21 protein-coding genes and 1 pseudogene are annotated in these 17159 nt (G+C 48.0%); 19 read left to right on the top strand and 3 right to left on the bottom strand.

Annotated features, from left to right (window positions below):
* Positions 1 to 213: 213 nt before the first annotated feature.
* The 10 genes and pseudogenes from AC286M_RS12290 to AC286M_RS12335 all read left to right on the top strand — a co-directional run.
* Complete coding sequence (locus tag AC286M_RS12290; protein WP_488204676.1) at positions 214 to 1137, top strand: alpha/beta fold hydrolase; 924 nt, start codon at positions 214 to 216, stop codon at positions 1135 to 1137.
* Between the two features lie 8 nt (positions 1138 to 1145).
* Complete coding sequence (locus AC286M_RS12295) at positions 1146 to 1421, top strand: DUF2584 family protein (protein ID WP_488204677.1); 276 nt, start codon at positions 1146 to 1148, stop codon at positions 1419 to 1421.
* A gap of 3 nt (positions 1422 to 1424) precedes the next feature.
* On the top strand, positions 1425 to 2036 hold the full coding sequence (locus tag AC286M_RS12300) for a Uma2 family endonuclease (protein WP_488204678.1): 612 nt from the start codon (positions 1425 to 1427) through the stop codon (positions 2034 to 2036).
* Between the two features lie 190 nt (positions 2037 to 2226).
* Positions 2227 to 2751, top strand: a complete 525-nt coding sequence (locus AC286M_RS12305; RefSeq protein WP_488204679.1) for a DUF3450 domain-containing protein — start codon at positions 2227 to 2229, stop codon at positions 2749 to 2751.
* 12 nt (positions 2752 to 2763) lie between these two features.
* Entirely contained in the window at positions 2764 to 3273 is a 510-nt protein-coding gene (locus tag AC286M_RS12310; protein WP_488204680.1) for a hypothetical protein, read from the top strand.
* 116 nt (positions 3274 to 3389) lie between these two features.
* Positions 3390 to 4493 (top strand): PIN domain-containing protein, encoded by a 1104-nt coding sequence (locus AC286M_RS12315; protein WP_488204681.1) that lies wholly within the window; start codon positions 3390 to 3392, stop codon positions 4491 to 4493.
* Between the two features lie 78 nt (positions 4494 to 4571).
* Positions 4572 to 5282 carry a transposase gene (locus AC286M_RS12320; protein ID WP_488204682.1) on the top strand — a complete coding sequence of 237 codons (711 nt, stop codon included), beginning with the start codon at positions 4572 to 4574 and terminating at the stop codon, positions 5280 to 5282.
* Between the two features lie 39 nt (positions 5283 to 5321).
* Positions 5322 to 5630: a transposase gene (locus AC286M_RS12325; protein ID WP_488204683.1), complete on the top strand. Its 309-nt coding sequence runs from the start codon at positions 5322 to 5324 to the stop codon at positions 5628 to 5630.
* A gap of 44 nt (positions 5631 to 5674) precedes the next feature.
* Positions 5675 to 6175, top strand: coding sequence for a transposase (locus AC286M_RS12330; RefSeq protein ID WP_488204684.1), 501 nt, complete (start codon positions 5675 to 5677; stop codon positions 6173 to 6175).
* Positions 6171 to 6656, top strand: a pseudogene (locus tag AC286M_RS12335) (IS4 family transposase); the annotation flags it as partial. The gene AC286M_RS12330 and the pseudogene AC286M_RS12335, both read left to right, overlap by 5 nt.
* 375 nt (positions 6657 to 7031) lie before the next feature.
* On the opposite strand, the gene AC286M_RS12340 reads toward AC286M_RS12335, so the two are convergent.
* A complete protein-coding gene (locus tag AC286M_RS12340; RefSeq protein ID WP_488204685.1) occupies positions 7032 to 7172 on the bottom strand; it encodes a hypothetical protein in 141 nt (46 codons plus the stop codon).
* A gap of 510 nt (positions 7173 to 7682) precedes the next feature.
* On the opposite strand from AC286M_RS12340, the gene AC286M_RS12345 reads away from it, so the two are divergent.
* From AC286M_RS12345 to larB, 7 genes are all read left to right on the top strand, one after another.
* Positions 7683 to 7964, top strand: coding sequence for a hypothetical protein (locus tag AC286M_RS12345; protein WP_488204686.1), 282 nt, complete (start codon positions 7683 to 7685; stop codon positions 7962 to 7964).
* A gap of 310 nt (positions 7965 to 8274) precedes the next feature.
* Positions 8275 to 8436, top strand: coding sequence for a hypothetical protein (locus tag AC286M_RS12350; protein ID WP_488204687.1), 162 nt, complete (start codon positions 8275 to 8277; stop codon positions 8434 to 8436).
* A 307-nt stretch (positions 8437 to 8743) separates the two neighbouring features.
* Complete coding sequence (locus tag AC286M_RS12355; RefSeq protein ID WP_488204688.1) at positions 8744 to 9829, top strand: App1 family protein phosphatidate phosphatase; 1086 nt, start codon at positions 8744 to 8746, stop codon at positions 9827 to 9829.
* 326 nt (positions 9830 to 10155) lie between these two features.
* Positions 10156 to 11682: a ferredoxin:protochlorophyllide reductase (ATP-dependent) subunit B gene (gene bchB / locus AC286M_RS12360; RefSeq protein WP_488204689.1), complete on the top strand. Its 1527-nt coding sequence runs from the start codon at positions 10156 to 10158 to the stop codon at positions 11680 to 11682.
* Between the two features lie 84 nt (positions 11683 to 11766).
* Positions 11767 to 12345: a Uma2 family endonuclease gene (locus AC286M_RS12365; protein ID WP_488204690.1), complete on the top strand. Its 579-nt coding sequence runs from the start codon at positions 11767 to 11769 to the stop codon at positions 12343 to 12345.
* A 204-nt stretch (positions 12346 to 12549) separates the two neighbouring features.
* Positions 12550 to 13740 carry a low-complexity tail membrane protein gene (locus AC286M_RS12370; protein WP_488204691.1) on the top strand — a complete coding sequence of 397 codons (1191 nt, stop codon included), beginning with the start codon at positions 12550 to 12552 and terminating at the stop codon, positions 13738 to 13740.
* Between the two features lie 145 nt (positions 13741 to 13885).
* On the top strand, positions 13886 to 14677 hold the full coding sequence (gene larB, locus AC286M_RS12375; protein ID WP_488204692.1) for a nickel pincer cofactor biosynthesis protein LarB: 792 nt from the start codon (positions 13886 to 13888) through the stop codon (positions 14675 to 14677).
* A 109-nt stretch (positions 14678 to 14786) separates the two neighbouring features.
* Here the strand turns inward: larB and AC286M_RS12380 are convergent, their stop codons facing one another.
* On the bottom strand, positions 14787 to 14984 hold the full coding sequence (locus AC286M_RS12380) for a hypothetical protein (protein WP_488204693.1): 198 nt from the start codon (positions 14982 to 14984) through the stop codon (positions 14787 to 14789).
* 165 nt (positions 14985 to 15149) lie between these two features.
* On the opposite strand from AC286M_RS12380, the gene AC286M_RS12385 reads away from it, so the two are divergent.
* Both AC286M_RS12385 and AC286M_RS12390 read left to right on the top strand, forming a co-directional pair.
* Positions 15150 to 15536, top strand: coding sequence for a hypothetical protein (locus tag AC286M_RS12385; protein ID WP_488204694.1), 387 nt, complete (start codon positions 15150 to 15152; stop codon positions 15534 to 15536).
* 259 nt (positions 15537 to 15795) lie between these two features.
* Entirely contained in the window at positions 15796 to 16566 is a 771-nt protein-coding gene (locus tag AC286M_RS12390) for a hypothetical protein (protein WP_488204695.1), read from the top strand.
* Positions 16567 to 16574: 8 nt separating this feature from the next.
* Here the strand turns inward: AC286M_RS12390 and AC286M_RS12395 are convergent, their stop codons facing one another.
* The gene (locus tag AC286M_RS12395) at positions 16575 to 17159 is read right to left on the bottom strand and encodes a Uma2 family endonuclease (RefSeq protein WP_488204696.1); all 585 of its coding nucleotides are present in this window, start codon (positions 17157 to 17159) and stop codon (positions 16575 to 16577) included.

The following is a 17159-nucleotide window of genomic DNA, read 5'->3' on the forward strand; positions in this document are numbered from 1 at the left end:
TCATAGGATGTGGGGGGTGTTGGGAGATAGTGTTTAGGCAAGGGGTTTGAGGCTGTAGAGGGGAGTGGGGGAGTGGGGAGTAGGGGAGTAGGGAGTAGGGGAGTGGGAGAGGGAAAGAATGTGGGGAGTCGAGGGGGTAGGTGTGAGGGAGCGGCTTGGATGGGTGAACGTTAGAATAATTTGGGTAGATTTACTGCTTTGTTTTCGACTCCTATGACGCAAACTGCCGCGATCGCAGATTCTAATCCTAGTCCAAACTCTAATTCAGAAACCTATTGGACGTGGCGTGACCAGCCGATTCACTACGTTAAAGCGGGTTCGCGTGCTGACCGTCCGCCGCTGCTGCTGATTCATGGCTTTGGCGCTTCGACCGACCACTGGCGCAAGAATATCGCTCAGCTCCAGCATGAGTTTGAGGTGTGGGCGGTTGACCTGCTGGGCTTTGGACGTTCGGCTAAGCCGGACTGGCAATATAGCGGTGATGTCTGGCGCGATCAGCTCCATGATTTTGTGCAGCATAAAATTGGTCGCCCGGCAGTGCTGGCGGGCAATTCGCTGGGCGGTTATGCCTCGCTTTGTGTGGCGGCACAGCGACCGGAATCGGCGGCGGGTGTGGTGCTGCTGAATAGTGCTGGCCCGTTTTCGGAACCCGTCCCGGCTGGGGCCGAGTCGGAGCAGGTAGCGAAGTCGAATCCGCTCCAGCAGGCGGTTCGCATGTTTATGCTACAGCCGTTGCCGAGCTGGGTGCTGTTCCAGTACACGCGGCGGCGCTCGACGATTCGGCGGGTGCTGAAGCAGGTGTATCTGGACGAATCGGCGGTGACGGATCAACTGGTGGAAGATATCTATCGGCCTTCCTGCGATCCGGGGGCGGCGCGGGTGTTTGCGTCGGTGTTTAAGTCGCCACGGGGCGAAACGGTGGACAAGCTGCTGGAGCAGTTGGAACAGCCGCTGCTGCTGCTCTGGGGCGAGGGCGACCCCTGGATGAATGCCCGCGATCGCGGTGCCAAGTTTCGCCAATATTATCCTGACCTGACGGAGCATTATCTCCAGGCAGGGCACTGTCCCCACGATGAGGTGCCGCATCAGGTGAATGAGCTAATCACCAATTGGGTGTTGCAACACTATAGGGGATGAGGTCGATCATGGGTATGCCATGTGTTGTGAACAGCATTCTGAAGCTCAATCCCGTTCAGGGTTATCCAGAAAAACTGGAACAGGGCAAACGACATCAGGCGCAAAAGGAGGGCTACCGAATTATGCCGATGGATGTGCCGATTCAGTTGGTAGATGGGGACTGGATAGCCCATGCAGATGTCAGAATTTGCAGACTGATTTGGGAAAATGGGGTAACCAATATTGAGTTTGAGATCGACCGCATCTACTCTACTCCTTTTTCAGCGAAGGATAGGGTGGTGTGAAAGATGCGATCGCAAGTCAGTAGCCCGATGAGTTTTGAGGCATTCCTGGAGTGGTATCCAGAGAATGGTCGTTGCTATGAATTAATCGAGGGGGTTGTGGTTGAAGTGTTACCAACAGGCCCCCATGAAGATGTCGCTGGCTTTTTGGCGGCGGAGCTGAACTTCGAGATCCGGCGCAGTCAGTCGCCCTACTCGATTCCGCGCACCTGCCTGATTAAGCCGCAAGCCGAAGGTTCGGGGTATGTGCCGGATGTGGTTGTTCTGAACCGTGAGATGTTACTGCAAGAGTCGCTGTGGCCAACGGCTTCGGTGATTCAGTCAGGTGCAACGGTGCCGCTGGTGATTGAGGTGGTGAGCACAAACTGGCGCGATGATTATGGTCACAAGCTGGTTGAGTATGAAGCAATGGGCATTGCTGAGTATTGGCTGGTTGATTTTCGCGCTCTGGGTGCGGTGCGGCATATTGGTAAACCGAAACAGCCCACGATTACCATTTGTCAGCTTGAAGACAATGAGTACCAAATGCGGCGATTTGTGGCTGGGGATAAGCTCGTTTCAGGTGTGTTTCCTCAGCTTGATCTGAGCGTTGATGCAGTGTTTGCAGCAGCAGGTTGAGTTGGAGTTGCGATTGCACGTTGCCCTCTAAATCTGGCATTGCCACCCTACCATCTTGAGGTTTTGAATAGATATTGTGGTTGTCGTCTTACTCTAAAGATTAGTTGAAGCCAGCATTTGGGGTTGTCCTGTGACTAAATGGGGAAAACTATACTCAGGATAAAGAAATGCCCAAATTGAATGATTCACTATGGCTATGCGTAGAGGCGACCGACACGACGATTCCTACGATAATTCACTCAATCATCCAAAATCGCACCAGCAAGAACCACTCTCGTCTCATGAATCAAAGCAGCTGATTCTAGGTTTGCGTGCAGATAAGCACGAGCTACAGGAGAAAGTTCAAACGATTCAAGTACAGTATGAAACGGTGCTAGTTGAGCGCGATCGATACATCACGCTCTATAACGAGGCTCAAGATCAGCTTAAGTTTGAACGGCGTTCCAAGGCAGGTATTAAAGGTTGGGAGACTCGCCGCAAGCGAGAAAATGAAAAGTTAAAGCAAGAAATTGCCGAGATGATGGTTTTAATGCGCGATTCTCTAGCAAGAGAAGAAACTGCGATTGGCAACCTTGAAGAAATGGCAACTCGGATGGATCGAATTCAGCATTTAGTTGATTCAGTAGAAGACGATACAACTGACGGTAATCCAATTGGTTTGCTGCAAAAGTTTCGGCGCATCTGGCAAGCCATTCAAGACATTCTTGCAGAGTAGAGCGATCGCACTATGAGTGACAATTCAGCTCCCCTAACTCCTTCGAAGCGATCATCTAAACTTGGCGATCGCATCCGTGATATTGCGAGTCAACTTCGGCAGGAAAAAGAAATTCAGATTCAAGGCACTGCACGTATTTTAGGCGCAGCGGCGAAGCTAGCAGCGAACCAAGATCAATTAATTGATGAAGTGGTAGAGATGGTTGAGGAGGATTTAGATCGTCAGGATCAATTACCTAGACCATCTCAGGCAATTGGCTACACGGTTAATCAGCTAAAGAAGCAATTTAGTTCCTTAAAGGCAGCCAAGGTGCATTTTGGTCTTAAGGCAAATAGCTGGCAAGCATTGGCCGACAAACTCAATGGCTCCGCGACAACTTCAACAAAGGCTTCATCTAAACCTTCAAATTCTGTTGAGCAACGTTTAATCGCCATTGAACAAGAACTTCAGCTAATGAGAACCGATATGCGCCAAATGGTCGAGCTACTAGAGGTTCTGGTGATACAGTTGCAAGCTGATTAAATATTTTTTGCAGGTTGGATTAAGCAACGAAATCTAACCTAAAAGATGTGCGATTACAGGACATGAAATTATAATGGCTTTACATTGGTCATCAACAAAGCAAAAACATAAAGTTTATGTCAAAGTTAGTTGCTAGAAATGTTTTCATTGATGCATCTATATTTCGTCGAGAGGGCTTTAATTGGAATAACCATAAACTTAGGACAATATATGAAATTGGAAATCTTGGACAGATCACTATTTGTTTCACTGATATCACCTTAAGAGAAACTCAAAATTTGTTAGATGAAGCCATTGAAGAGATTAGATCGCTTCATTCAAAGCTGGCAAAAAAGATGGATCCTTTTCAAGACAGCAAAAAGAAATTGCTTGATGTCAGCAGTGATGAAGAGATGGAATCAATCTTTTGCGAAATGAAGAGATCCTTGCAAAGATTTGTAGAAGGAACCGATCCAATTATATTGGACGTAGGCAAGGTTGACATTGTCAAAATATTTGATTCATATTTTTCACAAGATCCCCCTTTTAATAAGGGCAGAAAGAAATCTGAATTTCCTGATGCCTTTTCTCTTTTTGCTCTTGAAGATTGGTGTAGAGCCGAAAATCAAAAAATATATGTAGTAAGTGCCGACATTGATATGCAATCATACTGTGGCAAATCAGAAAGATTATTCTACCTTCCTGATCTGTCACACTTTTTAGATCTTATAAACTCAGAAGATAATACGGTTTCTGATGGATTGAAGTTATGGTATCAGGATCATAAACATGCTGTGCTCGAAAGAATATCTTTTATCTTAAAAGATAGGATCGAAAGTGGTCAGATTTCTGTGGCTAATACATCTGAAGCGGTGATTGAATTTCATGATATTGAATTAAAACGAGATATTTATTCAGTATTGATTGATCAGTGGTACGTCTATGGTTCTACCGAAGTGGAAATAAACTTCACTGCGCATGGTTTATGCCCGTATCTACAGATTCAAAATGTTGAAATAAATTTTGATAGAACAATAGCTAATAAAATTGTTCAGTTTGAAGCCCACTGGTCAGTATTGTGTGAGATCGAAGTTGAACTGGAAAGAGGGTCAAAAACTCATGATTTGAGTTTATTGAATGCATATCTACTTCAACAGTCCGGACAGTTTTTGGGAGAGTGCGAAGAAAGCTATCCACCGTGTAGAGTGCGAATGTACCTAACATGTCGCACCAATGGATAGCCTCAATCGGATTCTAACCGGTTTGCTGGAGACAGCAGGCCATTTGGTAAACCCCAACAACAGTTTTTGTTGACCTTGATGACCACAATTTTCGTGGTCTGTGGCAAGGTGAACTACGCCAACCTCAGTCGTTACAGTGACTTAAGCGAGCGAAGTTACCGTCGACACTTCGAACGGGGCATTGGCTTCGAAGGACTCAATCAAGCACTGATAGAACCATTAAGACGAGACGAGGCGGTTCAGGTCGCAGTGGTCGATTGCACCTTTATGGAAAAAAGTGGACGGCACACCTACGGTCTAGACCAGTTCTACAACGGTAAAACCCAGCGTCCAGAACGGGGCTTAGAACTGTCAGTGGTGGCGATTGTCGATCTGGAGCAGAATACAGGGTACACGCTGTCTGCCCAGCAAACCGAGGCAGACTTACCTCATTTGAGAGCGTCTTCGAAACAGGGAAAGGGCGCGAAGGGCAACCGGATTGACTTCTATCTGGGGCATCTGGCCTACTGCCTGACGTTCTTCCCCACTTGGATTCGCTACATTGTCGCCGACGGGTTTTACAGCAAGTACAAGTGGGTCACTGGCGTGGTGCAACTCGGGTTTCATGCGATTGGCAAACTGCGCTGTGATGCCAACCTCAAGTTCCTCTATGAGGGGCCATACCAAGGGCGAGGTGCTCCTCGACGCTTTGACGGCAAGGTCAACCTGCAAGACCACCGACGATTTCAGTTGGTCAAACGCTTGGACGATGGAGTTTATCTTTATAGAGCTGATTTGACATCTTTATAATTAGACTTGAAGAAGCTAAACCTCTTAAACCGAACAACGATGAGCTATTCGAGCAGCCTGAGTGATACAGAATGGGAGATTTTTGAACCGCTGTTGCTCCAGATGTTACCCCAGAAAAAGCGAACCCGACCGTGCAATTGGAGCAAACGGGCAATCGTCGATGGCATTCTGTACCAACTCAAAAATGGCTGTAATTGGGAAGACTTGCCCAACGACCTTCCCCCCTCCTCGACGGTCTATTGGCACTACAAACAGTGGCGCAATGCTGGAGTGTTTGAGGAGTTGATGCGAGTGCTCCATGAACAGATCCGTGAACAAGTTAAAAAAAATCGAAGTGGACGACTCTGATCATCATTGATTCACAAGCGGTCAAGAACACCTGCACCGCTAGTGTGGACTCCAAAGGGTTCTGTTTCTACAAAGCCACCAATGGGATTAAACGGCACCTGGCGGTCGATACGCTGGGGTTCCCCTTCTTTACCCACTGCACCAAAGCCAATGTTTCCGATGATGTCGGATTGATTGAGATGCTGACCTTGAACATTGACTATTTCAAGTCAAAACCGGTCAATATTCCCAAGATCACCATCCTGCTTGACCACGGCTATCATATCGATTTTCTCATTACAGAACTGGAGAAAATTTATCCCCAGATCATGACGAAAATCCGGTTTCAGTTGTCAACTAAGCCCTCCAAGCAAGAAAAGGCCGCACAAGGGAAATCTGGTTTTGTTCCGGCGGTTGCTCGTTGGGTGATTGAACGCTCCAATGCCTGGATGGAGCGCTGTAAAATCCTGGTTAAGAACTTTGAGAGAACCTTGGACAACGCCACGACCAAAATTAACCTCTGCTTTGTCAGGCTAATGCTTAAGCGCCTTGCTGCCTCTCCTTGAGATCTCAAATGGGTTCTATACCGCCATCGTTTGGTCGGTCAGCCTCAAGCGCAACATCCGGTTGGCCTATCTGCTCAAAGAGCATCGGGGTCGCCGCAGTTATGTCGTGCTGTTTTCTACCGACCTCAACATTGACCCGTTCCTCCTTTACCGGTGCTACACGGCCCGATTTCAGATTGAATTTATTTTCCGTGATGCTCGTCAGTTTACCGGGTTAGTGGACTGTCAAGCTCGCTCTGCCGAAGCGATAGACACCCATGTCAATGCCAGTTTGATGGCACTGAACCTGGCTAAAGTCGCGTTGCAAAACAACCAGAAAGACGATGATTCGCTGAGCTTCTCGCTCGCCTCTTTCAAACGACTGGCCCTCAACCAACATCTTTTAGACCGATTTATTGACCAGTTTGACTTGGAGCCGACTTTAATTAAATCCCATCCTAATTACCAAAAGCTGCTTGATTACGGGGCGATAGTCTCCTAAATCTGTCCGGAGTGTTGCTACTTGGAAATATTGAACTAAATCTGAAAAATGCTAATAAACTTATAATTATTAATTAGGTTGCCAAAATTTGAGTCTTCGAATTGGATATTTGATGAGAGAAGCATCGCATGGCTTTTGCCGGCGAGTTTAGATTAGATCTATTAGAATATATCCAGTACTACGAGACGTAAGTTGTTTGGCAACTATTGTTCGTATTAAGTTACCGGGATTTAGAGTTGCCTCGACCAATTCTAAGCCACTGCCTCTGACCTTGCTGAGAATTTGGAAGTGAGGAATAAAGCTTTGCTAAATAAATCAGGTTGGAGCGCATCTATTTTCCTATTTGTAAGTGAGATCGCACCCAAACCTCTGTAATCATATTTGGCGTTTCTGCGATCGCAGTTTTCCGGTTTCTGCAATGGAGAAGCGCGATCGCACCTTAACCATCTGTAATCGCATCCGATACATCTGCGATCGCAGTTTTCCGGTTTCTGGAGTGGAGAGGTGCGATCGCATTCACGACCTCTGCAATCACATCCGACCTCTCTGTTGCCGCTACAGACTTCTCTGTTGTTGTTCCAGACTTCCCTGTTGTTATTGCAGACCTCTCTGTTGTTGTTGCAGAGGAGTCTGATCTGGCAACAGAGATCCCTGCAACGCTTCCCGACAAGTCTGTAGCCATTTCTCAAGCTTGCATTGCGAAAAGTGCAATTCGCAAAGGCGCGATCGCACCTCACCGCGTTTCTGTCAGTGAATTTAGATTGACTCCACAGGCCAGATCCCGTACTGTGAAACGTTAAGTTGCCGTGCAACTATCACCTGCACTCGGCAACTGGATACCAAAAATCTAGTCAGCGCGACCCAGAATTGATTGCAGCAACTCTGAGCCGCTAACCGCTACGTTGAGCCAGCAACGCAGGGCTCAGGAGATTATAACGCTCCTGTAGCCCCCCTGCTTTGCGCTTCAAATCGCGGGGGGGCTAGATTTTTGGCTTTCCTCTCGAAAGTCAAAAACAGGAGAAAACAATGACATACTTAATCTCTGGTGCTGCCTCCGATGCAGCGCCACAGTCCGGTGCGCCTAATCCCAACAGCTCACAGCGCGACAGTCGCCATCCCCTGCGGATTATCCTGCTCGGCACCCGCCCCGACATCATCATCACCGTCAAAAACCTGCATCGACGCGGCTTTGCCGAAGCCAACGAATGGAGCCAGCCCATTCCCTGTCCCAGTGCAGGCGACGTGGCTCGGCTCCTGCCTCGTCACCCCGATGATCAACTGAGTATTCTGACTCGCTATCTGAGCTGATTGCCCTCACCCTAAATCCCTCTCCCACAGGAAAGGAACTTCCGATCCGGCTCCTCTTCTCCTGCGGGAGAAGGGGCTGGGGGATGAGGGCCAACGATTTGTCGGTGCAACAAGTGCGATCGCACTATAATTCTCAATCAGAAAGCTGTTCAAGGGAAAACTCTACGGCATTTCAACTCGGACAAATAAGGAATACCAACGAAATCCCCCATGTGCATCAACGAAATCCCCCATATGCGTAGGGAGATTTAGCTCTATAGGACTGGATATTGTAAAAACAGCTAATATCCACACTTTGAGAGGATTCACAATGCTGAACGTATTCAATCCTAAGTCCAAATCTGCTCAGGTCAAGCCTTCGCTTGAGCAGAATAGCTGTTTAGTTGAAGAGATTTCTGAAACTGAGCAAAGCGTAGTCTCAGGTGGTCACCACCTCAAGTTCTTAGGAGAGTGGATTTACAAAAACGGTTAATTGCAGCACCGCGATTTAATGATTTTTCGTTGCCCCTAGTAATGTATTGATTGCTGGGGGCAGCGCCGATCTTGAGTATGTGCGATCGCATTAAGAAGCGTCAATTTCGTACGGTGAAGTTCTTGGCGTAGGGACACGGTACGCTGTGTTCCTACAGGTGGGATGATTCACAGGTTATTTAATTCACTATTTTAAACAGAACTCCGTTTCCAGTGGGGAGCCGTTTCTAACCTGCGGAAGTCGTTCTAGATAACGCCCCTACATAAGATCGGGGCAATAGATTGAAACAGTGAATTTCCTCAACGTCATGACCGATTGGATCAAGTGCATATCTGACCTGATGGACGAGATCAACGCCCAGTGGGACGCCGCCAAAAGCTCTATCAACCAGCAACTGGGTATCCAAGATCCAATCCACATCATGCCCTACTGTGGCTATGGCACCCCCCAGAAAATTTATCTGAAAGGGCGAGTTCTGCAAGACGAAGGCATTGCCCTACGGGAAGAAGACGCGCCAATCTGGAAAAATCTGCTAAACATGTATCGTCGGTTCGAGACCGATGAAGTGCCCGGTGTCCCGGTGCGAATTCACGTTGGCGAACAGCAGCAGGACGTGACGACCAATGACGAAGGCTTTTTCAATATTGAAATTGAGCTAGAGCCAAACTGGACGAATTGCGATCGCATCTTGCAGCCCGTCCAGATGGAGCTACTCACGGATGAGTATCCCACCGCATCCGACTCAACTGAAGGGAATGTACTGGTCGTGTCCGATCAGGCCGAATTCGGCGTGATCAGCGACATTGACGACACGATCATGCACACAGCCGCAACGGACGTGCTGAAGATGATCCAGATTGCATACCTGGGTAATGCCCAAACCCGTCGTCCTTTTAATGGCGTGCCGGAGTTTTACCAAATGCTCCAGCAGGGTCGAACCGGAAAGGCGGGCAATCCCATCTTTTACGTCTCCAGCAGTGCCTGGAACATGTATGACGTGTTTGCCAAATTCATGGAGCTGAACGACGTTCCCAAAGGCCCGATTTTGCTGCGGGACATTGAACTCTCGCCCGCCAATTTGCTGAACTTTGACCACGAATCCCATAAGCGGGAGCTGATTCGCCCCATTCTGGAGCAGTTCTCTGAATTACGCTTCATTCTGATTGGTGACACTGGCCAAAAGGATGCCGAGATCTATCATCAGCTTGCCCAGGATTATCCAGGCCGGATTATGGCCATCTATCTGCGCAACGTCACGCCCGATAACAAAGAGCGTTTGCAGCGATGGGAAGCTCTCGGCGAATCGCTGAAGGCACAAGGAATTGAGTACCTGATTTTTTCTGACACCTTAACCCTCGTCAACCACGCCACCAATCAAGGTTGGATCGCGTAGGGGTAATGTTTTGACTAATTACAACGAAGCGTCAAGAAGTATTTCAATTATTTGAGCAGAAAGTGCGATCGCAGTCTGCCAAAATCGCTACGCATCAATCACTTCAGCGATCTTTACTCTATTTATCGCGCTTCATTTCGCTTAACAGTAATAACTCATATCGTCAGCCTGTTTGAGACAATCAAATTCAACCTCAACAACATGCCTCAACAACATGACTGATCTCTGATTTAGGCTTTTTTACCTACTTTAAAACAGGGCAGAAAACCTATTCAGCGTGGCCTATTAACCAAGCGATATTTAGAGAACACTAGGGAGAATTGTGTATGAAACTGGCTTATTGGATGTATGCAGGCCCCGCCCACATTGGCACCCTCCGCATTGCCAGTTCCTTCAAGAACGTCCACGCAATTATGCACGCCCCAATTGGTGATGACTACTTCAACGTCATGCGCTCCATGCTGTCGCGGGAGCGCAACTATACTCCTGTAACCACCAGCGTCGTCGATCGCAACGTGTTGGCGCGGGGTTCGCAAGAGAAAGTGGTGGACAACATCACCCGTAAGGATCAAGAAGAAAATCCTGATTTGATTGTGCTGACGCCGACCTGCACCTCCAGCATTTTGCAGGAAGACTTGCAGAACTTTGTTGAGCGGGCCCAAATCGAGTCCAAAGGCGACGTGATGCTGGCCGATGTCAATCACTATCGCGTCAACGAGATTCAGGCAGCAGATCGCACTCTGCAGCAAATCGTCCAGTACTACACAGAGAAAGCTCGCAAGAAAGGCGAATTGCCTGAAGGCAAGACCGAAAAGCCGTCGGTGAATATTCTCGGCATGACCACGCTGGGCTTCCACAACAACCACGACACCACTGAGCTGAAGCGGTTGATGGCTGACTTGGGGATTGAAATTAACGAAATCATCCCGGAAGGTGCGTCGGTACATAACCTGAAAAATCTATCTCGTGCCTGGTTTAACCTGGTGCCCTATCGCGAAATTGGCCCGATGACGGCTAGCTATCTGCAAGAGCAGTTCGGTATGCCCCATGTGGATATCACGCCGATGGGGATCGTGGAAACGGCCCGTTTTATCCGCACCATTCAAAAGCTGCTGAACGAGCAGGGCGTTGATGCCAACTACGAGGAGTACATCGACAATCAAACCCGGTTTGTCTCCCAAGCGGCTTGGTTCTCGCGTTCGATTGACTGTCAGAACCTGACGGGCAAGAAAGCCGTGGTGTTTGGTGACAATACTCACGCTGCTGCCATGACCAAGATTCTGGCGCGGGAGATGGGCATTCACGTGGTGCTGGCTGGCACCTACTGCAAGTACGATGCCGACTGGTTCCGCGAGCAGGTGGGTGAATACTGCGACGAGATTCTGATCAGCGATGACAACGGTGCGATCGCAGATAAGATTGCCAAGGCTGAGCCGTCTGCTATCTTTGGCACCCAAATGGAGCGCCACGTCGGCAAGCGGTTGAACATCCCCTGCGGCGTAATTGCGGCTCCGATTCACATTCAGAACTTCCCGGTGGGCTACAAGCCGTTTGTGGGTTACGAGGGTGCAAATCAGATTGTCGATCTGGTCTACAACTCGTTCACCCTGGGCATGGAAGATCACCTGCTGGAAATCTTCGGTGGTCACGACACCAAAGAGGCGATCACTAAAACCATGTCCGCTGACTCTGACCTGATGTGGACAAAGGATGGTCTGACTGAGCTGAACCGGATTCCCGGTTTCGTGCGCGGCAAAGTGAAGCGCAATACCGAGAAATTTGCCCGCGATCGCGGCATCTCGGAAATCAGCGCTGAGGTTCTATACGCCGCCAAGGAAGCTGTCGGAGCTTAGCTTATCGTCAAGTTCCCTGATAGATAAGTTCGATATGCTGGGGATATTCCAACGGGATATCCCCATTTTTCGAGTCTGCTAATTATGACGCTGCTGACGTTGGACTTGCGCCCCATATTGCACCTCACGCATGAGCAATTTGAACAGATTGCCCTTGCCAATCCTGATGTGCGTATTGAATTAACGGCTGATGGAGAACTTGAGCTGATGCCACCAACAGGGGGCAATACTGGACGACGCAACTCTGACTTGACCTATCAAGTCACGGCTTGGAATCGTCAAACCCAACTCGGGGAAGTCTTTGATTCATCGACGACATTTCGGCTGCCCGATGGCGCGGAACGCTCACCGGATGTTGCCTGGGTCAGTTGCGATCGCTGGTCTACATTATCAGCAGAAGAACAAGATGCGTTTCCGCCACTGTGCCCTGATTTTGTGATTGAACTGCGTTCCAAAACCGATTCACTCAAAAAGCTACAGGCCAAGATGCAGGAGTATATGGAAAATGGTTGTCAGCTTGGCTGGCTGATTGATCCAACAAGTCGCACAGTCAGGATTTACCAATCCAATCAAGCACCAAAAGTTCTGGCCTCACCTCTAACGGTTTCGGGTGAATCGATTTTACTGGGCTTCGAGCTAGATACTCAACGAATCTGGACGTAAGTATTGCAGTAGTGCTTTGTGCTCAGCAGACTATCACTAACATGGCATAACCATCTTTAGCAGCATCAATCGTTACTTGATTTGTCGCCGAAACGGCTTAGTCATAAGCGAGCTATGCAGATGTTTCTACATAATCAGCGAAAAAATCGGTGAACTCAATCCTTTAAAATACTAGGGCGCTCCAATGATTCACCGGATGTCCTTATGCAATCGTTTCGTCTTGATCCCTATTTATGGATTCACCTGGCCGGATTGGCCGCATTGCCCATTCTGCTGGAGGTTTGCCTACTGGGTTTAGCGGTTGGTTATCCTCTGCTGCCGCCCGTCCTAGAAGTGGCCATTCTAGCTGCGATTGGGATTGCGCCGATTCTGTGGATGCAGTGGACGCGTCCGTTTTACATCTTTAGCTTAATGGCCGTGGCGCTCCAGCCGGAAAAGCTGAGCGACCAGCAGCGGCAAATGCTGCGCTTTTTCAAAACGCCAGTGGCCAAGGCTTTTACCCTGATTGCACCCGTAATCTTGATTTGGGTGCTCTGGCAGCTCTACAAGCTAGCTCCTATTGCCGCTGACTTTACGCCGATTTCGTCTCAGTTACGGATTGTGGGATTGCTGGTAGCCGCGATCGCATTTTTGGCTTGCAACTTGTTCCTGCAAGTCCCCCTCAGCGTGCTGCATGTGCTGCTGGTTTCACCCCAGTCAGTCGAAAACGCAGAAGCCTACTCAATCGCCGAGATTCCGCAGAACTTTACGCTGATCGGTCTGCGAATTCCCAAAATTTTGCCAACACTGAAAGCTGAGCCGAAGACTGCGCCAGTTGATTTGCCGAGACGGGATGAGGAGCAGGAGGAGCAGGAGGAAGGACTGGTTGAGCCAGAGTCTGCTGATGTTTGGGAAGAAGATACGATTGTTGAGGACGAGGGAGAAGGTGCGATCGCAGATTTATCAGACTCACAACTGACGGAACCCGAGCGAACGGCATCTGAATCTGTAGATAGAGAAGAGGTGTCGTCTGCATCCGATGCATCAGATGAACTAGACGAAACCGCTGGTGAAACGGATGAAGTGTATACAGCCGTCGATGAATCGATTCAAGTGACGGATCAGGCGGTTGAAGAGACGGTTACAGAAGTGGAATCGGACGCAACGGATGAATTAGAAGATGAAGCATCGGATGCGGAGGCTGCATCGGAGCGAGAGCAGGCACCAGAACTATCTGTTAGTGAGGCTGACATAGCTGAAGCTGCGGAGGCTGCCGATGCTGAGTCAGAATCTTCTACTCCCGCAATGGCAGTGAGCGAAGACGAGGCCACTGAGGATAAAATCGCTGAAGATGATGATACGAATACAGCGGAACCAGAAACCGCGACAGACATTAATGAGGACGATAAAGACTGAGTAGGGTCAAATCTGCACTGAATAAGCTAGCTTAGATAACTGATGAGCGCGTGAGCCTCCCAAATCTTCCTAGCTCCTTCGCTTTCTTGTACAGACCTTTACAGCTCTCCCTTTCCTTATCTGCTGATTCACCCAACCGACACCCGTGACTCAACCTGAAGTTATCAAACAGTTACTCGAAGCCGTTGCTCAAGGAGCCGTTGATCCTGATGTGGCACTGGAAAAGCTGAAGCATTTTGACTTTGAACAGATCGAGGAATACGCTCGAATCGACCATCACCGATCGCTGCGGACGGGCTTCCCGGAGGTGATTTGGGGGCCAGGTAAAACGCCAGAGCAAATTGTCGGCATCATCAACGCCATGCGCGATCGCAACCCAATCGTAATGGCCACGCGGATTGAGCCGGAGGTCTACGCCAAGCTGCAGGCGGAGATTCCAGAGCTGCACTACTATGCTCAGTCGCGCATTTGTGCCTTGATTGAAACGGAAATTGAGCCACGCTATCCGGGTGTGATTAGCATTTTGTCGGCGGGAACCGCAGATTTAGCGGTGGCAGAAGAAGCGGCGATTACTGCAGAGTTGTCGGGATTTGAGGTGAAGCGGCTCTGGGACGTGGGCGTGGCTGGAATTCATCGCTTGCTGAGCAATCGCCATGTGGTGCAGTCAGCGGACGTGCTGATTGTGGTGGCAGGCATGGAAGGTGCACTGCCCAGCGTGGTGGCGGGCATGGCTGACTGTCCGGTGATTGCAGTGCCGACGAGTATTGGCTACGGTGCGAGTTTTAATGGTCTTGCGCCCCTGCTGACGATGCTGAACTCCTGCGCGGCAGGTATCGGCGTGGTGAATATTGACAACGGCTTTGGCGCTGCGGTGCTAGCTGGACAAATTTTGCGGACAGCAGCAAGAGTTGCAGTGAAGGCACAGGCAAAAGGATAGAGTGGTTAGCTTTCTGGCTCACGTGGTTCTAGAAGAAGATTTAGACCGTTCAGACTGGATCGCCTAAATCAACCCAATACACATCACCTTAATTGATCACCACTCGCCCTCAACTAGCTTGCGATGGCTCGACCTCATTTCCCGTTGAACTGCTTTTTCTTCGTCGTCCGGGCTGTCGGCATAGGCTGAGTTGATAGCTTCTAGCAGTTTTATTGGGATCGTCATACTGATCGATTTCAGCGTAACGCTCCAGCGCCTTTAAGACAGCTTCTTGAGCAGTTTGGCCTGTTTGCTCCAGCTTGACCAAGAGAAAATGGGGATTTCTATAGTTGGTGTTTCCATTGTTATTCCAAACGTGTGAGGCGATTTTAAAACTAAAATAACACTTCGAAGATGAGAAAACTGAACTGGTGCCACAACCCTTGTGCTAAAACTGAGTAAGATCAATATCCTTAGCCAATTCTATAGAACAATGATTCTAGAAGCTTTAGCCGCCAAAGCAGTTGAGTATATCCTGTTACAAATTTCTAATGGTGCCCTAGAAAAGTTAGGTGCTGATGCTAAGGATTACTTACAAAGAATGATAGGTCTAGTAACAACTCAGTTTTTTGGAAGATCTGAAGTTCAACAAGTACAAACAGATCCAAAATCGCTAGAGATACTCCTTATAGAGGAATGCAAGAAGGATAACGAATTTAGATCAGAGTTAAATTTATTGGTTTCTAAATTAATGGAACTTGAGAAGAAAAACTCTGGGCATATTTCACAAACCTCATTTGGGGCTGGAGCAGTAAATGTAGCTGGCTCTATCGGAGGCGATGTTGTAATGCGGGATCAGTACAAATTTCGTAACAGTTAAAGTTTGCCAAGGGATAGAAGATCCAGAAGCAAATATCCCTGAAGACCTCAATTTTAAGTCCGTTAGACAGAAGATTTGTAACTACATCAAAACATTTCTTATTCTGCTTAAATCCACAGTTGCTTGGAGTATTCTTGGGCTAGGTGCTAAACATGCCTTTCCTAAAGACCTGTCTGAATCATTACTTCAATATTCGTTAAGAGGTTTTACTAAAAGCTTCAAGAAATCAGAGGGTGGATTTGACCAATCCTTCTTCGACTTGTGGTGTCAAGCGATCAGCTTTTTAGAAGAGCTGTATTTGCCTGAGACTATACCTATAACAGGTGATAGGGTAGAAGCAAGAAGATTAAATGAATTAGATTCAAAATATTGGATTTTATTACAAACTTTAGGCACGCTTCAGACTAATAGCTTTGAATCTGACAGTATTTTATGGACTCTGAGAGAGATAGACGAAGTCAGAGAAGCTATTTCTGAAAGATTAAAACCTCTTAAAAGAAAATATTATCCTTTCATGCTTGGCACCCAGATCTTTTATGAAAAGATTCGGGATTTTCTACTATTAATACCTAAGATTAGAAAGGAGATTCAACTATATAGAAACATGAAATCACTTTTGATCAAGCTGGACAAACATTATGTTTCCTCCGATAAGCCTTCTGCATTCAAAGTCAAAAAAATGCTTGAAGACTTAGAGCTACAGATGACTCAGCAATCTAATTCAAAAGTTTTATATAAAACATGGAAATTACTAAATTGGGTATTTACGGTTCAGGATCGTGTATCTGAGCAGTCTGACGCTGAATACCCACCAATTAGAGCGTATCACGGTAGACAAAAGTATCATATTCGAGATGGTTGCCCTTCCTATCCTCGGATAGAAAAACCTGGTGATGATGCGAAATATCGTTTTTTTGAGACCGAGGAAGAAGCGAGTAAAGCTAATCTAACGATGTGTGGTAAATGCGAAGCTAAAAGTGGAAGGAATAGCAGAAACAGTGAAGTAGATGAACAAAATTCTTTATTTTAAGTGAGCTATTACCAAGCTTTTAGAATAGAACGAGTGTTCATCACAAATCCAGGCAGCACGTCTTCACCTGACGACATCCCAGGTTTTTCCAACACCTCAACCGATTGTTCCTGTCGATAAACCGCAACTTGTTGAGTCAGTGGATCAATTAGCCAGCCTAAGCGACAGCCATTCTCTTGATACTCCTGCATCTTGGTCAAACCCGTTTGCCAATCATCCGTAGGCGACAGTAGCTCGATTACAAAATCAGGACAGAGCGGTAAAAAACGGCGACGTTCTTCCTGTGATAGAGCATCCCATCGCGATTGCGGAATCCAGGCTGCATCCGGCGAACGGATTGCCCCATTCGGCAACCGAAATCCCGTCGAAGAATCAAACACAACTCCTAGTTGAGACTGACGATTCCACAGCCCCAACTCCAAATTGATATCAGAATTGCGCTTGCCCGTTTCTCCGCCCGTGGGTGGCATGATCACCAGTTCTCCCGTTGCTGTGCGCTCCAATCGTACGTCAGGATTTTGGGCACACAGTTGATAAAACTGCTCATCCGTCAGCGCAACGATTGAATTGAGGTCTAACGTTAGCCCGCTCAT

The sequence above is a fragment of the Thainema salinarum CENA647 genome (assembly GCF_057732415.1).

Excerpts from the sequence above, each read along its gene's own strand:
- AC286M_RS12290 (WP_488204676.1), top strand. The coding sequence starts at position 214 with ATGACGCAAACTGCCGCGATCGCAGATTCTAATCCTAGTCCAAACTCT.
- AC286M_RS12295 (WP_488204677.1), top strand. The coding sequence starts at position 1,146 with ATGGGTATGCCATGTGTTGTGAACAGCATTCTGAAGCTCAATCCCGTT.
- AC286M_RS12300 (WP_488204678.1), top strand. The coding sequence starts at position 1,425 with ATGCGATCGCAAGTCAGTAGCCCGATGAGTTTTGAGGCATTCCTGGAG.
- AC286M_RS12305 (WP_488204679.1), top strand. The coding sequence starts at position 2,227 with ATGGCTATGCGTAGAGGCGACCGACACGACGATTCCTACGATAATTCA.
- AC286M_RS12310 (WP_488204680.1), top strand. The coding sequence starts at position 2,764 with ATGAGTGACAATTCAGCTCCCCTAACTCCTTCGAAGCGATCATCTAAA.
- AC286M_RS12315 (WP_488204681.1), top strand. The coding sequence starts at position 3,390 with ATGTCAAAGTTAGTTGCTAGAAATGTTTTCATTGATGCATCTATATTT.
- AC286M_RS12320 (WP_488204682.1), top strand. The coding sequence starts at position 4,572 with ATGACCACAATTTTCGTGGTCTGTGGCAAGGTGAACTACGCCAACCTC.
- AC286M_RS12325 (WP_488204683.1), top strand. The coding sequence starts at position 5,322 with ATGAGCTATTCGAGCAGCCTGAGTGATACAGAATGGGAGATTTTTGAA.
- AC286M_RS12340 (WP_488204685.1), bottom strand. The coding sequence starts at position 7,172 with ATGCGATCGCACCTCTCCACTCCAGAAACCGGAAAACTGCGATCGCAG.
- AC286M_RS12345 (WP_488204686.1), top strand. The coding sequence starts at position 7,683 with ATGACATACTTAATCTCTGGTGCTGCCTCCGATGCAGCGCCACAGTCC.
- AC286M_RS12350 (WP_488204687.1), top strand. The coding sequence starts at position 8,275 with ATGCTGAACGTATTCAATCCTAAGTCCAAATCTGCTCAGGTCAAGCCT.
- AC286M_RS12355 (WP_488204688.1), top strand. The coding sequence starts at position 8,744 with ATGACCGATTGGATCAAGTGCATATCTGACCTGATGGACGAGATCAAC.
- bchB (WP_488204689.1), top strand. The coding sequence starts at position 10,156 with ATGAAACTGGCTTATTGGATGTATGCAGGCCCCGCCCACATTGGCACC.
- AC286M_RS12365 (WP_488204690.1), top strand. The coding sequence starts at position 11,767 with ATGACGCTGCTGACGTTGGACTTGCGCCCCATATTGCACCTCACGCAT.
- AC286M_RS12370 (WP_488204691.1), top strand. The coding sequence starts at position 12,550 with ATGCAATCGTTTCGTCTTGATCCCTATTTATGGATTCACCTGGCCGGA.
- AC286M_RS12385 (WP_488204694.1), top strand. The coding sequence starts at position 15,150 with ATGATTCTAGAAGCTTTAGCCGCCAAAGCAGTTGAGTATATCCTGTTA.
- AC286M_RS12395 (WP_488204696.1), bottom strand. The coding sequence starts at position 17,159 with ATGAGCGGGCTAACGTTAGACCTCAATTCAATCGTTGCGCTGACGGAT.